Source organism: Acidovorax sp. SUPP2539 (assembly GCF_030158975.1).
Classification (GTDB): Bacteria; Pseudomonadota; Gammaproteobacteria; order Burkholderiales; family Burkholderiaceae_C; genus Paracidovorax.
This window is the reverse complement of sequence record NZ_BQXJ01000005.1, coordinates 1-13,766: the sequence shown is the minus strand read 5'-3', so window position 1 is coordinate 13,766 and position 13,766 is coordinate 1. Positions and strand designations below refer to the sequence as shown.

General features: G+C 63.2%; 19 protein-coding genes. 17 read left to right on the top strand and 2 right to left on the bottom strand.

All coding sequences use genetic code 11. The annotated features are described in order from the left end of the window. Nucleotides 1-414: 414 nt before the first annotated feature. Complete coding sequence (locus tag AVTE2539_RS17745; RefSeq protein ID WP_284412573.1) at nucleotides 415-777, top strand: hypothetical protein; 363 nt, start codon at nucleotides 415-417, stop codon at nucleotides 775-777. Between the two features lie 74 nt (nucleotides 778-851). Here AVTE2539_RS17745 and AVTE2539_RS17740 read toward each other — a convergent pair whose 3' ends face one another. Next, entirely contained in the window at nucleotides 852-1,124 is a 273-nt protein-coding gene (locus AVTE2539_RS17740) for a transcriptional regulator (RefSeq protein ID WP_284412571.1), read from the bottom strand. Nucleotides 1,125-1,194: 70 nt separating this feature from the next. On the opposite strand from AVTE2539_RS17740, the gene AVTE2539_RS17735 reads away from it, so the two are divergent. The 3 genes from AVTE2539_RS17735 to AVTE2539_RS17725 all read left to right on the top strand — a co-directional run bounded on the left by AVTE2539_RS17735 (nucleotide 1,195) and on the right by AVTE2539_RS17725 (nucleotide 4,134). Continuing rightward, entirely contained in the window at nucleotides 1,195-1,917 is a 723-nt protein-coding gene (locus AVTE2539_RS17735) for a S24 family peptidase (RefSeq protein ID WP_284412569.1), read from the top strand. 174 nt (nucleotides 1,918-2,091) lie between these two features. Next, entirely contained in the window at nucleotides 2,092-2,934 is an 843-nt protein-coding gene (locus tag AVTE2539_RS17730) for a DNA/RNA non-specific endonuclease (RefSeq protein ID WP_284412567.1), read from the top strand. Nucleotides 2,935-3,093: 159 nt separating this feature from the next. Then, nucleotides 3,094-4,134, top strand: coding sequence for a ParA family protein (locus tag AVTE2539_RS17725; protein ID WP_284412564.1), 1,041 nt, complete (start codon nucleotides 3,094-3,096; stop codon nucleotides 4,132-4,134). 36 nt (nucleotides 4,135-4,170) lie between these two features. Here AVTE2539_RS17725 and AVTE2539_RS17720 read toward each other — a convergent pair whose 3' ends face one another. After that, nucleotides 4,171-4,842 (bottom strand): SOS response-associated peptidase, encoded by a 672-nt coding sequence (locus AVTE2539_RS17720; protein ID WP_284412562.1) that lies wholly within the window; start codon nucleotides 4,840-4,842, stop codon nucleotides 4,171-4,173. A 187-nt stretch (nucleotides 4,843-5,029) separates the two neighbouring features. Here AVTE2539_RS17720 and AVTE2539_RS17715 point away from each other — a divergent pair, with 187 nt between their 5' ends. The 13 genes from AVTE2539_RS17715 to AVTE2539_RS17655 all read left to right on the top strand — a co-directional run bounded on the left by AVTE2539_RS17715 (nucleotide 5,030) and on the right by AVTE2539_RS17655 (nucleotide 13,673). Continuing rightward, nucleotides 5,030-5,425 carry a hypothetical protein gene (locus tag AVTE2539_RS17715; RefSeq protein WP_284412561.1) on the top strand — a complete coding sequence of 132 codons (396 nt, stop codon included), beginning with the start codon at nucleotides 5,030-5,032 and terminating at the stop codon, nucleotides 5,423-5,425. Next, entirely contained in the window at nucleotides 5,422-5,652 is a 231-nt protein-coding gene (locus tag AVTE2539_RS17710; protein ID WP_284412558.1) for a hypothetical protein, read from the top strand. The genes AVTE2539_RS17715 and AVTE2539_RS17710 overlap by 4 nt, the downstream gene beginning before the upstream one ends. 1,090 nt (nucleotides 5,653-6,742) lie before the next feature. Then, complete coding sequence (locus tag AVTE2539_RS17705) at nucleotides 6,743-7,249, top strand: hypothetical protein (RefSeq protein ID WP_284412556.1); 507 nt, start codon at nucleotides 6,743-6,745, stop codon at nucleotides 7,247-7,249. After that, entirely contained in the window at nucleotides 7,246-7,419 is a 174-nt protein-coding gene (locus AVTE2539_RS17700; RefSeq protein WP_284412554.1) for a hypothetical protein, read from the top strand. Before AVTE2539_RS17705 ends, AVTE2539_RS17700 begins: the two co-directional genes overlap by 4 nt. Beyond that, a complete protein-coding gene (locus AVTE2539_RS17695; protein WP_284412552.1) occupies nucleotides 7,416-7,622 on the top strand; it encodes a hypothetical protein in 207 nt (68 codons plus the stop codon). The genes AVTE2539_RS17700 and AVTE2539_RS17695 overlap by 4 nt, the downstream gene beginning before the upstream one ends. After that, entirely contained in the window at nucleotides 7,619-7,912 is a 294-nt protein-coding gene (locus tag AVTE2539_RS17690; RefSeq protein ID WP_284412550.1) for a hypothetical protein, read from the top strand. The genes AVTE2539_RS17695 and AVTE2539_RS17690 overlap by 4 nt, the downstream gene beginning before the upstream one ends. After that, a complete protein-coding gene (locus AVTE2539_RS17685; protein ID WP_284412548.1) occupies nucleotides 7,909-8,130 on the top strand; it encodes a hypothetical protein in 222 nt (73 codons plus the stop codon). Before AVTE2539_RS17690 ends, AVTE2539_RS17685 begins: the two co-directional genes overlap by 4 nt. Then, nucleotides 8,127-9,194: an HNH endonuclease gene (locus tag AVTE2539_RS17680; protein WP_284412546.1), complete on the top strand. Its 1,068-nt coding sequence runs from the start codon at nucleotides 8,127-8,129 to the stop codon at nucleotides 9,192-9,194. The genes AVTE2539_RS17685 and AVTE2539_RS17680 overlap by 4 nt, the downstream gene beginning before the upstream one ends. Nucleotides 9,195-9,293: 99 nt before the next feature. Beyond that, complete coding sequence (locus AVTE2539_RS17675; protein WP_284412543.1) at nucleotides 9,294-10,472, top strand: recombinase family protein; 1,179 nt, start codon at nucleotides 9,294-9,296, stop codon at nucleotides 10,470-10,472. Between the two features lie 2 nt (nucleotides 10,473-10,474). Then, entirely contained in the window at nucleotides 10,475-12,205 is a 1,731-nt protein-coding gene (locus AVTE2539_RS17670; RefSeq protein ID WP_284412541.1) for a YqaJ viral recombinase family protein, read from the top strand. 72 nt (nucleotides 12,206-12,277) lie between these two features. Further along, nucleotides 12,278-12,586 (top strand): KTSC domain-containing protein, encoded by a 309-nt coding sequence (locus tag AVTE2539_RS17665; RefSeq protein ID WP_284412539.1) that lies wholly within the window; start codon nucleotides 12,278-12,280, stop codon nucleotides 12,584-12,586. A gap of 67 nt (nucleotides 12,587-12,653) precedes the next feature. Then, nucleotides 12,654-13,229 carry an Lcl C-terminal domain-containing protein gene (locus AVTE2539_RS17660; RefSeq protein ID WP_284412538.1) on the top strand — a complete coding sequence of 192 codons (576 nt, stop codon included), beginning with the start codon at nucleotides 12,654-12,656 and terminating at the stop codon, nucleotides 13,227-13,229. A gap of 42 nt (nucleotides 13,230-13,271) precedes the next feature. Continuing rightward, nucleotides 13,272-13,673: an Lcl C-terminal domain-containing protein gene (locus tag AVTE2539_RS17655; RefSeq protein WP_284412536.1), complete on the top strand. Its 402-nt coding sequence runs from the start codon at nucleotides 13,272-13,274 to the stop codon at nucleotides 13,671-13,673. The last annotated feature ends 93 nt before the right edge of the window (nucleotides 13,674-13,766 follow it).

Genomic DNA, 13,766 nt, shown 5'->3' with positions numbered 1-13,766 from the left:
CGATCCATGATTTATGCGACTCCCATCGCGGTGATTGAAAAAATAGACTTGGTTGCACGCCCTGTCGGATCAGCCCCTTTGCGGGGGAGTCGGCCGCTCGTGGGCCTCACCGAAGGACGTGCAACGAAGCCCCCTCAGGGGGTGGCCTCCACGTGCGAAGAAAAGCCCGCCGGCGCACCAAGCGCCGACGGGAAAGCCCGTGCCCCAGAGAGGGAGGAGGTCGAGGAGGAGCACGGGGGAAACTGGGAACCGGACTGGGACGCGTGGCTCTTGGCCAAAGCGCAGCGGCGCGAGGCCATGCGCACGCAGGAGCCCAACGGTTTGGGCTGTGGCGCATGAAGCGGCAGTGGGGCGCCCACCCTCCCCGGCTTACGATGGCAGTCGCTTACACAACCATCGCCAAGGAGGGCGGACATGAAAGAAGCCAAAGTCTTGCTAGAGCTGACCATGGTCGAAAACCCGGATGGGGAAATCGACCTCATGATCGATCCCGACGAGTTGACGGGTCACCACCTCGACCAGTTGGTGAAAGCCATCTGCAAATTCCGAGGGCAATACAAACCGCCAGTACCCGAAACACCACCGCAGAACCTGTCCGAGATTCCTGTGGTGTCTGGTGCTGCGGCTTTTCTGGGCGAGGTGTTCCCCCACGGATCGGTGATTGGAGTTCGACACCCTGCCCTGGGCTGGGTGGCGTTCCAGGTGTCTCCGGAATTTCTTGCGGCGGCCAATGGATCTTCATCAGCGTCCCCATCGAAGGATGGGCCGAAGCACTGACACCCGGGCTGCAGTTCGATACGGCGGTATCCGGCGCGGTAACACGGATCCCCGTCGATATCTTGAGACGGGCGTCAGCCATGGGTGGCCTCCGCCTTGGAGGGGGACTGCTCCGCGCCGGGTGCGAGCTCTGGCCAGATCAGGTGCCAGTCGTCAGGGCGAAGGTCACGGCGAGAGACCGCCGCCCCGGTAGCCCGCTCGATCGAAAGGCAGTGCTGAACCGGCACTGGACGCGATCCGCTTCGCCACTGATGGACAAGGGCAGGAGCGACCTCTATTGCTTTCGCGAGAGCAGCTTGGCTGCCAAGCGTTTCGCACGCCAGGAAAACGGCTTGTTGGTAAGTCATGGCCGAACTTTAGCATTGCTAAAGATTGAAAGCAAGCCATGCTAAACAGCTATTTCAATAGCATTGCTACATGAATCACGAACTGACGCCGGAACAGGAGGGCGCCCTTCTGGCCTCCCTGTTGAAGGATCGAAACAAAGCCCAGTTCGCGCGGGATAACAAAGTGCCGGGTGGCGCATCAATGTTGTCCCAGCACTTGAGCGGACATAGACCAATTGGGTTGAAAGCGGCTGCAGCTTATGCGCAGGGACTGGGCGTTCCAGTCGAGGCATTCAGCCCGCGCCTAGCCCTTCAAATCCGTGCAACTGGGCCGACACCTCCCCCGTCGCCCAACGCGTCGGAAACCAGCGCCCCCGAGGTGTCTTCCAGCATGAAAAGCGAGTTTGTGGAGGTACGTCGGGCCGATGTTCGGTTTTCTAACGGTCATGGCCAAGTGGTGCTGGCAGAGGACGGTATGCCGCCATTGGTCTTCCGGTCCGACTTTTTGCGCCGCATGGGGGTTGCGGCCGGTGATGCAGTGGTGGTCGAAGCGGAAGGGGTGAGCAACGAGCCGCGGATTCCTGACGGCGCCGTGGTGCTGGTGAACCGCGGAGATCGCGAGCGGCTGAACGGAGAGCTGTTCGCCTTTCGCTGCGATGGGGAGTTGCTCATCAAGCGTCTTGAGCGCATCGATGGCGTTGGCATCCTAGCCACCGCTGACAACCCGTCGTTCAAGCCGAAACAGAAGATCTACCAGACGGCAACAGACTTCGAAGTCATCGGGCGGGCAGTCTGGACCGGAGCCGTTTTGTGAGGAGACAGAGATGAAGCAGATCGCGTGCAGAGTTTGCGGGCACCTTTTCGACAGCACGAGATGGGCATGCCCAAATTGCGGCGCGCCTGCTCCGCTTGACGATGGCAGCGTCTCTTGCTTGGACCTTGAACCGACTTCAATTCCTGAACCGCCACCGCTGGTTTCTACAAGCGGATGACCTCAAAGCGCAAGAAGAAGCCGGCCCGAGCGTCGGCAGCCACCCTGATCCATCGCACCTCCGGCAAGGCTCGCCGGCTGCTGATCTCTCTCTTCGCCTCGGCGGTGGTCGGCCTGCAGGTCACGAGCTGCGGCGTGGCACCCGGCGTGGCGCCCGCCCAGGCCCGGCCACCCTCCTCTACCGGCACCGGCTTTGCGGCCTGCCCCCAGCACTTCGCTGGCGGCGTGCCGCCCGTCACCCCGGCAGCGCCCAAGCTGCGCGAGCTGTGCTTCGACTCGTTCGCCGTGCTCCACAGCGGGAACACGAAGACCCCGGTGTACGTGGCGCAGCGGCTCAACCGCCAGATCCTGCAGGCCCAGGGCGTGAAGCGGACCGACCGGTTCTACCCTGAAGCCCGCCTTCCAGCGGACGAGCGCTCCACGCTGGCCGACTACAAGGGATCCGACTGGACCAAGGGCCACATGGCCCCAGCAGGCGACATGCGGACACCCGAGGCAATGGCCCAGTCGTTTTCGTTGGCGAATATGGTGCCCCAGGACCGCGCGCAGAACAGCGGGCCGTGGGCAAAGATCGAAGAGGACACGCGGCGCTACGTGATGCGCGCCCGGGGCGACGTCTACGTGATCACCGGGCCGGTCTTCGAGGCGGGCGCGCAGCGGATCGGCGCCGGCGGCGTGGCCGTGCCGTCGCACCTGTTCAAGCTGGTCTACGACCCGAGCACGGGAAAATCCTGGGCGCACTGGCAGCAAAACGCACCCAGTGCACAGACGGGGCGGCCGATCAGCTACGAAGAGCTGCGCAGGTCCACAGGGATGGAGTTGCTTCCCGGCATGCATTAACCGAGCGAAACCGGCGCGCCCTGCGAGTGCCACGGAAGCCCTAGCCCAACACCGGCGGCCTCATAAGCCTGCGAAAAATCAAACGACCTGCAGGTTTATTGACGACCTGCGGCGAAATTGATAACCTGCAGTTTCTTCAACGACCTGCACAATTTAGCCATGGCATCTGGACTCGACCGCATCATTGCGAATCACGACAAATCCATAGAGGAGGGATATGAGGCGGTGGTCAAGTTCGCCCGCCGCTCTTACGCCGTTTCCAATCTCCGCGGGGGTATCGGCAAATCCACTCTCAGCTTCAACCTTGCCTGGCTGTTCACGAGGCACAACGCCACAATGGTTGCTGATTTGTGCCCTCAGCGAAATTTGACCGAATCTCTGATGCGGGGCCAAAAGCCCGAGATCACAATTGGCGATGCTCTGCGCCCCAAAGTCTTAGGGCCCGCTTTCGGAGACGTGCCAGGAGACATCTCATATCGGATCAGCACCTACAACGACCATTTCAAAGGCGCAAAAGCAGGCTTTTTTGTGCCTGGCGATGGTCAATTGTTCTCCTTCCCCTCTGCGCTGTACCAGCAACTTCAACAGGCCATGGCTGCCGGCAACAAAAAGGCAGTGAGCAACATTTTGCTCAGCCTCAAAGTTGTGCTCAACGATGAGGCGAAGTCCAAGAACTGCAGCAAAATCCTGATGGATTGCAGCCCGTTCTATGGCGGTGGAACTCACTTGGCTTGGTGTGCGGCTGATGCCCTCATCATCCCCGTGCGTGTGGACGAGCACTCCATTGAATCCTTGGATATCACACTGGACATGCTCTCCAATCCAGCCAGCGATTTCAATGTCTGGGGCGACCGAGCTGGGGGGATGGAAGCTCCCAAGGTAGCGGCCATCGTGATGACCATGGTGGGCGCTCGCAGTCCAAAAAAGGGCGTGAAGGATCGCGCTTCGCAGATGTACGTGGAGCGCGCGTACAGCACTGCCGCCAAGTATCCCGACCTGTTCGACGTAGACGACCCAGCCGATGCTTTCGTTATTACGGATGACTTCATGTCCGCCGGGCGGATCAGTGGAGCCGAAGGTATCCCCATTCCGAAATTGAAAGTCGGCCAGTTTCATACCGTGAACGGCAGCCGGCTTCAGGTCAACCAATCCCAGACCAAGTACCGGAAGGAGCTGGAGTATCTGGCTGCAGTGCTCTAGGCCCCACACCACCTAGCCCGCCCCGCGCGGGCTTTTTCACGCCTCCACGGGCCCAGCGTCGTACACCTCAACCGGCGCGAGCCGCAGCAGCGCCTGCGCGTCCTTCACGGTGCCGGCCAGCCACTGGTCGTAGTCGGCGGGGTCCAGCGGGATGACGCTCCGCTTGTCCTGCTGGTCGGGCGGCAGCTTCTTGTCGGGCTTGTGCATCCGCGACATCAGCGGATCATGGTCCGCGTTGATGGTCAGCATGGTGTAGCTCTCCACCTGTTCTCCCGTGGCCTGGTCGGTCCAGGTGTTCCACAACCCAGCCAATCCCCACAGCTGCCCGTCGGCGCGCCGGAAGCGCCACCATACGTTCCGCCCGGTCTCCCAATTGGGCTCGTCAAACCACTCAGCCGGGATGATGCAGCGCTGGCCGCGGGCCCATGGCTGCTTGTAGCTGGCCTTGGCCGCCATCTCCTCTGACCTGGCGTTGTTGGTGGGGTATTTCAACTTCGGCTCTTTCGCGAACCAGGGGATCAGGCCCCACTGCCCTACCACCAGCTCGCGCGAGTAGCCGGCGTCCTCACGGCCGCGCCGCAGGAATGGGCCCAGGCCGCGCGGATACAGCACGTCATCCCACCAGCGCCCGTCCCCGGTCTTGTTGCTGATCTCCCAGCCCTGTTCGATCGCCCGGGCGTCGGCCGGCGGCTTGTAGGTGTTGCACATGCGGCCAGCATGCGTCCGCTCGGCACCGCAGCATGTCGGATCATGCGCACTTTCCACGCTCAGTTTTCTGAAGCATTCCCCGTTGGCGCCAAGCGGCGAGAGGCTCAGAAATGCCACCAAGGGCGCCGCCAACGATGGTTGCTCCACCCCAAATCACTGTATAGATTTACAGTCTTTTGGAGGAAGCATGCGAATCGAAATCACACATCGGTGGCGCTACCAGTGGGGCGGTCGGTGGGTCACAAGCCGATGGGAAACCACAGAACAGCAGATCCGCAAGGAGCACCCGGAAGCCGTGGCCGTGCCGGGCACGAGGCGGGAAAAGCGCCAACTGGACCAGCCAGCCGAAGTGGACTATGCCAACAGCTGCTCCCAATCCCAATTCGCCAGGGCGCCCTATCCATCGGTGCTGTACTGGCCATCGGACATCCCGGGCCACAAAGGCGAGATCCCCCTGCCGGCAGCAGTCGCCGAATACTCGGTGCTTGAGGTCGATGGCTGTTGGACCGTTATCCAGGCCGGCAAGCACCCGCGCGAGGTCTACCGCGGCCCAGGCCCGGTACGTGTGGAGGCCGCGCCATGAGTCTCACACCCGACTGGGTTCGGGAGGGCCGCCACCCAACCCTGCTCAACATGCCCCAGTGGGGCTTCCAAATCCCCTCTGTGGAAATCCTGCCTCTGCCCGCTGACGCGTACGAGGTTCGCCAAGTGCAGACCGATTGGTTCGAGGTCCGGGAGCGCGAGGGTGGTCGCCTCATCTGGTCGGGGATCGGGCCTGTGAGCGTCGAAGTATCACGCGCCCCGTTCTGAAAATATTTAGCATTGCTGTTGACTCTAAAATTTAGCATTGCTACATTACACCCATCGCACCAAGCAAACCGCCTGGACCGCGATGGGGCCAATCCATCGAGAGCAACCCGACATGTAGACCAACGCAGGTGCCGGGTGAACCGGTGTGCAGCGGATGTGAGTCCTGGGATCGAGCGCGTGGGCGCTGACGATGGAGCAACTCAGTGGGCCGCCCTAGCCTCAACAGCTTTGAAGCACATAGACGCTTTCAACGTCGCGCGCTGGGTGCTGTCCCCAGCGAGAGCTAAAAAGACAGGCGCCAAGATCGTGGCGCGCAAAGTATTAATTGAGGTGAAGGCCGCCAAGAACAGCAATGGCCACGCCGGTTGGAATCCCGGCAGATGCCCTCCCCGGAGGGCCATCACGCATGCTGGTTGACCTGTCTGCAGTCGTGATGAAAAACCAATGCGAGACCCTGCGCGACCAGCAGTCTGAGAAGCTGCACCGTAAGGTAGGGTGACACCTCGGAAAGACGAGGACCATCATTGAAGCGGCGGCAACAAAGTTCTGCGGGAACGCAGTGCACAGGGTTGCGAAACTGCCAAAACATGCGAGGGTTCGCGACCTCGGGCGGAAAGTGCTGTGACGGTCCTGGCGGGACTTCGGTTCTGGATCGGTTCATATGCGGGGCACGTCAGACAGTGCTATAGCCGGGACTGGCCGTCCGGCCCGCTTCAATGATGGTGAGCGCATGACTGAAAGCCCAGGTCCTCACGAGGCTCAGGCGGCAGACAGACCTGTGACGGCGCGGCGCGGTTCTTGTGACCAAGCGGCCTATGGAAAGCAGCCCGAAAAATGCGGAAGGTAGCCCGCTCATCATCTTCATGACCACACGCCCTCACCCCGAGGGCGTTTCCTTTTCGGCGTCCCCGCTCAGGGCCGCCCTTCACCGCGCCGGAACAGGACCACGAACCCTGATCTGACAGCCCTTCAGGGCAGCGGTCTTTCTTTTCCTCCCTGGGTGCCCCCACAGCGCCCTTGCCCGCTTCGGCGGGCTTTTTTATTCCAACTGGCCCGCCACTGCGCGGGCTTTTTCTTGCCCGAGGCATTCATGCAATCCAACGACCTGGACATTTTCAGAGCCATCCTGCCGGAGATTGAGCAGGCCGCACGAGACGATGCACCGCAGCTGCGGGCTGTGGTGGATCTGCTCCGGGCGAGGATAGCGCGAGGTGACGCCAGCAGTGTGGCAGCGCCGAGCGAACATCAAGGTCAGCATGACCGAGACAGCATAGAGCTGCGCGACCTGTGCCAATCACGCGATGATGCTCGCCGCGAACGGAATGCATGCAAAGCTGAACTTGCGGGGGCAGAGTCGGCAAATTTTCACCTCTCCGCCATGGTCGATGAATTGCGGGCGCTGCTTGCCCAATCCATGCGAGTGATGCGGCAACTGCATGGTGCTGCAACACCTGACGAAGGGCGCGAAGACTGCCCTCCGGTCATCTCTGCCGAGGCATTCGCTCGGTTCGTGGATCAGAACGCCGCGCTGCGGCATGCAATCCACAGCAGCGGCCACAAAGCCCCCGCTGCAGGCCAGGAAGGCAGCGCCCGATGACTGCCGTGCCCATCACCACGCTGACACACCGCTGCTGGCCAATCGACCCATCCCTGCTGATCGACAACGACGAGCTGGACGAAGCGCAGCGCGAGCGGGCCTACCAGCGCAGGCTGGCTGCACATCCGGACCCGCGGGACCCCGATCACCCCGAACCCGTTGAGCCATGAAGCGCAGCCCCGCCAAGGGGCGCGCGCCACGCCTCACTCTGGCCGACCTTGCGCCAGCGCAGCGCATCGACTGCATCCGCTGCGAGCAGACCAAGCCGGCCGCCGGCGCCACGAAATTCCGAGCCCGCGACGTCTGTGCCGAGTGCACGGCCGCGCTGCGGGCGCTCTCTACCTCAATGCCCAAAGAGGCCAAAAGACCATGAGCCTTCCTCCAGGACTTGCCGCAGCGAAGCGGCAAAACGACCTCATCCGCAAGCACAACCTCGCCCGCCACATCCCCACGGACAAGCAGAGGCTGGACTTCCTCGACGCCCAACCCGTGGACGTGATCTCGCTCGTAACGGGCGGTGTCATCGACGTCCGCAACGGCGGGCGCGGTGTCCGCGCGGCGATCGATGAACACCTGCATGTTCCAGCGGAGGTTCCACACGAGGCGCTGGTCATCGGCGCAGACCTCGACCCCGCATCCCTCGAGCAGGGTGACCCCGCATGAAGCACGCACTCATCTGGCTCGCAGCGAGCGTGCTGACGCTGGGCGTGGGAGCCCTGGCCGGCAATGGCCACGCCGAGGCCGAAGCCGACCGAGAAGACGAGGCCGCGCTGCACTCGCGCGCATGGGCCGCTCAGCGGGCGTGTGGGCCCGGCCGCGAAGCGGAATGGCTGGACGACAAGTCGATGCGCTGCCTGCGGCGCGTGGAGGTGGCGCGATGACGGAGCGACCAATCCTGTTCAGCGGGCCCATGGTCCGCGCGCTGCTGGATGGCAGCAAGACCCTGACGCGGCGGGCTATCAAGCCACAACCTGAGAACGACCCGAGAAAGCATCATCCGATTGTCCCGTATCACAACGGGCAAGGCGGATGGAACTGGGTGCTTGCGGCAACCGGGCACGGCACTGGCGATCCGTTTCCTTGCCCATACGGCCAGCCTGGCGACAGGCTGTGGGTGAAACATGCCGCCAACCTGTTCCCCGTGTATTTCAAGCCGATTTCCGGGTGGGAGGGGATCTACGCGGCGGGCACCGACGGCGTGATCTATCGGATGGACCGCGGCGACCCTAAGCCGTTGACGCCATCGCCAAACAGCAAGGGCTACCACACCGTTTGCCTGAGCCGAGGCGCAAGGGAGACGCACGCGGTACATCGACTGGTCTGCGAATCGTTCTACGGGCCTCCACCAACGCCTGGCGCGCAGGTCCGCCATCTTGATTGCGACCGCGCTAATAGCACGCCGGCCAACCTCGATTGGGGCACCCACGCTGACAACTGGCAGGACCGTAAGGGTCACGGCGGAGGCATGGGCGAGGCGCACCACGCCGCCAAGCTAGACGGTGCTGCTGTTGCTGAGATTCGATCTTCAGCGCTGTCTCAACGCGATCTTGCCCGCAAGTTTGGTGTTTCGCAGGCCACGGTGTCCGACGCTCGGCTTGGCAAGACGTGGGGCGAGCACCAGTGCGGCGAGCGCAACGAGAAGCCCTTCTCGCTGTGGAAATCGCCTATCCACATGCCCCGGTGGGCCAGCCGCATCCTGCTGGAGATCACCGACGTGCGAGTGGAGCGCCTGCAGGACATAAGCGAAGCGGATGCTCAGGCAGAGGGCACAAAGCCGATCCCCGACCCGTGCGACCACGTTCGACTTTCCTGCGCTGACATCGGCTGCAGCGGGCCGCAGCCCTACCGCGTAGGGTTTCGCTCGCTGTGGCAGGAAATCAACGGTCCGGATTCCTGGGACACCGACCCCTGGGTGTGGGTCGTCACCTTCCGGCGCACCCCATGAACTTTCCCCTCGCCCTTGCCGCCTGGCTCCTATCCGTGTCCCTCGCCATGGCTCTCTACATGGCGTGGCTGCACCAACCTTTCATCTACTGAGCAATCCATGAGCACACAACAAACCACCGCCCTGGCGCAGAGCGGCGCCCAACTCCCCGTCACCATGGGCTTCGGTGACCTCGCCAGCTTCGAGTTCCTGCAGCGCACGGCCAAGGCCTTCGCCAGCAGCACCATGGTTCCCACCGCCTACCAGGCCATGGTCACATCAGGCTACGGTCAGAACCAGAAGATCGAGCCGAACCCTGCAGCGATGTCCAACTGCATGATCGCGCTGGACATGGCGCAGCGGATGAATGCCAACCCGCTGCAGGTGATGCAGAACCTGCACGTCATCGAAGGCAAGCCGAGCTGGTCAAGCCAATTCATCATCGCCGCCATCAACAGCAGCGGTAAGTTCAGCCCCCTGCGTTTCGACCTCGAATGGCTGGACGAAATCGACGCGACTTACTCGACCTTCGAGTGGGAGAACCGGCAGAAGATCGAGAAGAAGCACAAGATCCGCATCAAGAACGCGCGCTGCGTTGCCTGGGCCACAGAAAAGGCCACCGGGCAGCGCCTGGAGTCAGCGCCTGTGACGATGGAAATGGCCGTCAACGAGGGTTGGTATGGGAAGAACGGCAGCAAATGGCGCTCCATGCCCGACCTGATGCTGCGCTACCGCAGCGCCGCGTTCTTCGGCCGAATCTACGCGCCGGAGCTGCTGATGGGTCTGCCCACCGCAGAGGAGGTGCAGGACGTTTTTGTACAGGACGGCGCCGGCAACGTTGTGCACACCGGCAGCCATGTCGTGCCACCGAGTTCCGGCACGCTGGACCCGACCACTGGCACCGTTGCGGAAGACGAGAAGACCTATCCGGACGCCGAATTCAAGAAGGGCATGCCCGGCTGGGCGAAGGCCATCGCCGCCGGCAAGAAGACGCTGGACGCAGTGATCGTCACCTTGGAGTCCAAGGGCTCCGTGACGGGCGAGCAGCGCAAGGCCCTGGCGGATGCTGTGGCAGCGCTGGCACCGCAGGACGCCATCGTGAAGGAGCACGCCGAAGCCGTAACGCCGGACGCCGACGCGCCGACCGTTGACGCCGACACGCTGGCCCAGCGCCTGCGCGAAGCCAAGGACACGGACGCGCTCTACCAGGCCGCCGACCTGATCGACACGCTGCAGCACGAGCACCGCAGCGCACTCAACGACATCTTCAATTTGCGCTTGGCAGAGCTGGGAGGCTAAATATGCGCCACCTTCGATTGACGCAGGGCAGCCCCGAGTGGCTCGCCCACCGCCGCACCACGCGCAACGCCAGCGACGCGCCGGCCGTTCTGGACTGCAGCCCGTACAAGAAACGTAGCGAGCTGGTGCGCGAGCTGGCCACCGGCATTGGGCAGGAGTTCAGCCCCGAGCAGCAGGCCATCCTGAGCAGCGGCCACCTATTCGAGGGCTTGGCCCGCCCGCTGGCCGACACCATCGTGGGCGAGGAGCTGTACCCGGTGGTAGGCGTGCACGACGACGGCGTGTATGGCGCTAGCTTCGACGGGCTGACCATGCTGGAGGACGTCGGGTTTGAACACAAAAGGTTAAACGCTGCCTTGCGCGAGGCAATGGTGCCAGACTGCACGGGCGAGGATCTGCCGCTGTGCTACCAGGTGCAGTGCGAGCACCAGGCCATGGTCTGCCCCACCATCGAGCGCATCCTGTTCATGGCGTCCGAATGGCGCCTCAACGGCGAAACGGGCGAGTGGGAGCTGGTGGAGGAGCGGCACTGCTGGTACACGCCGAACCCGGCGCTGCGCGGCAAGATCGTGGCCGGCTGGGAGCTGTTGGAGAAGGACGTGGCGGCCTACACGCCGCCCAAGGCTGAGCCCGCGGCCGCCAAGCTCCAACAGGCCCTCCCCGCGCTGCGCATAGAGGCCAGCGGCGCCATCACCGCCAGCAACCTGGATGAGTTCCAGGTGATCGCACTGGCCCGCATCAACTCCGTGAACATGGAGTTGGTGACCGACGACGATTTCGCCCAGGGGGATGCCGATGGCAAGTGGCTGCGCGAGGTGGCCGATGGGATGAAGCTGGCCGTGAAAGCTGTGCGCGCCAACATGCACGACGTGGACGAGGTGCTGCGCGTACTGGAGCAGTTGGACAGGATTGCCACGGATAAGGCCATCGCCATCGAGAAGATGGTGAAGACCGAGAAGGTTTCTCGCAAGGAGGCGATCCTGGCGAAAGCCGACAAGGATCTGGCAGAGCACATCGGCAGCCTGAATTTCCAGCTCGACGCGAACTACCTGCAGGCACCACGCGGATCTTTCGAGCCCGTAACGAAAGGGCTGAAGTCGCTGGCCAGCATGGAAAACAAGGTGAAGGCGGCACTTGCCAGCGCCATGGCGGATGCTTACGTCGCCGCTGCGCGGCTGGCCGCAAACCGCGCCCACTTGAAGCAGGAAGACCAGGACTGGATCACCCTGTTCCCGGACTTCGCCGCAGTAGGCACGAAGGCGGCCGAAGACTTTCAAGCGCTGGCCGCGCTGCGCATCGGCAAGGCACGACAGGCCGCCGATGAAGCGGCGAAGCGCCAGCAGTTGATCGACGCGGAGAAGCTGGCCCAGGAAGGCATCGCCGAGGCACGCGCGGTCGAAGCACTCCCTGCGCCACTGCTTGACGCATTGAGCGGCCTTGCCGCCGACCTCAAGAACGATGCAGTCTCGGAGATCGATGCGCGCCATGCCATCGGCGCTGCACAGGCGAGCGCCTCCACAGTCGAGGACGACACCATCACGTTGGGTCGCATCAACACCTTGTTGGCGCCGATCAAGCTGGACGCCGCAGGTCTCGAAGCGATGGGCTTCACCACGACGCGCGTCAAAGCCTCTGTGCACTTCCCTGCCGCCTTGTTCCCAATGCTGTGCCGCGCTGTTGCGCGACGAGCCATGGAGGCGGCCCAAGAAGCCACCGCAACGACCGCCGCTTGAAACGCGAATCCTTCCCTTCCCCAACCCGGGCCCGCCGATGCGCGGGCCTTTTTCATTTCCGGAGAACTCACCATGCCCCGCCCAACTTCCGCCCCTGCCGCTTTCGCCGACAAGCCCTACGTCGCGATCCCAATGGCACCTGTCCAGTCCAACCAAGTGGGCGCCGTGGGCTACGACCCTGCGACCAGCACCCTGGCCGTCAGCTTTGCCCGCGGTGCGGGCGCCATCTACCACTACCCGGACGTGAGCCCCGAGCTGTATGCCGAATTCATGGCGGCGGATTCCAAGGGCACGTTTTTCGGCAAGCGCATCAAGGCGCTCCCGTTCGACAAATTCCCGGCGCCGAAGCCCGAGCCCGAGGCTGACCCAGCCAACGCCTAACCCCCGCCGTTCCTCCACCCAAGCCCGCCGCATGCGGGCTTTTTTACATCCACCACCAGGAGCAGCCATGCACATCACCATCAACAACCCGGTCTTCAACTTCCACACGGCGCAGCCTGCCATGGCAAGCGCACTCTTCGCATCGCTGCTGCGCGATGGAGAGGATGAGCCATCAGCCACCGAGGGCCCAACCAACCGCCCCTCCATCGGCGAGTACTGGGCTGGCCAGGGCGGGATCTACGCAGGCGACTTCCAGGGTGATGACGGCGTGCCCTTCGGGCTGATCGTCGCTGCGGAGCAGGACGTGGGCCGGGCCCGCTGGGCGCCCGATGGCGAACGGGAACTGTCCGACTGGGACGGGCTGGAGAACACGAAGCGCATCCGCAAGGAGTGCCCCGCCGCAGACCTGGCCGCCAAGTACGAGCGCGATGGCCACAGCGACTTCTACCTGCCCGCGCGGCGCGAACTGAATTTCGCCGGCGCCACGCTGCACAGCACCTTCGGGAAGGACAGCTGGTACTGGACCAGCACGCCGTACTCCGAGAGCTACGCGTGGGCGGTCGATTTCGGGATCGGCGCCACGGACTGCCGCTACCGGAGCAGCGAGTACCGAGTCCGCCCCTTCCGCAGATTCATTTATTGATCCCTTCGTCCCTTTTCTTTACCACTCCACAGGAGCATGCAAATGGAAGCAGCAGTACAGACCGGCGTTCCCGCCATCAACCAGCCGTGGCCCGCTCAGGGCGGCATCTACATCGGCTCACGCCTCATCAACGGCGTTGTGCACCACGTCGTCATTCCCGGCGGCGTGGAGTTCGACCACGTTTATGTGCCATTCAGCCGCGTTCAGAAAGTCGTGGCCGAGGGCGATGAGCTGAACGGGTTCAGCGACTGGCGAGCCCCAGACCAGGAAGACCTGATGCTGGCCTACATCAATGCGCGCGAGCACTTCGCTCCCGAGTACTACTGGAGCCGCAGCGAGCACCATGGCTATCCGTGGGCGGTCGATTTCGAGAACGGCTACACGCACAACCGCTACCGGGACAACGAGTTCCGAGTCCGCCCCTTCCGCAGATTCATTTATTGATCCCTTCGTCCCTTTTCTTTACCACTCCACAGGAGCATGCAAATGGAAGCAGCAGTACAGACCGGCGTTCCCGCCATCAACCAGCCGTGGCCC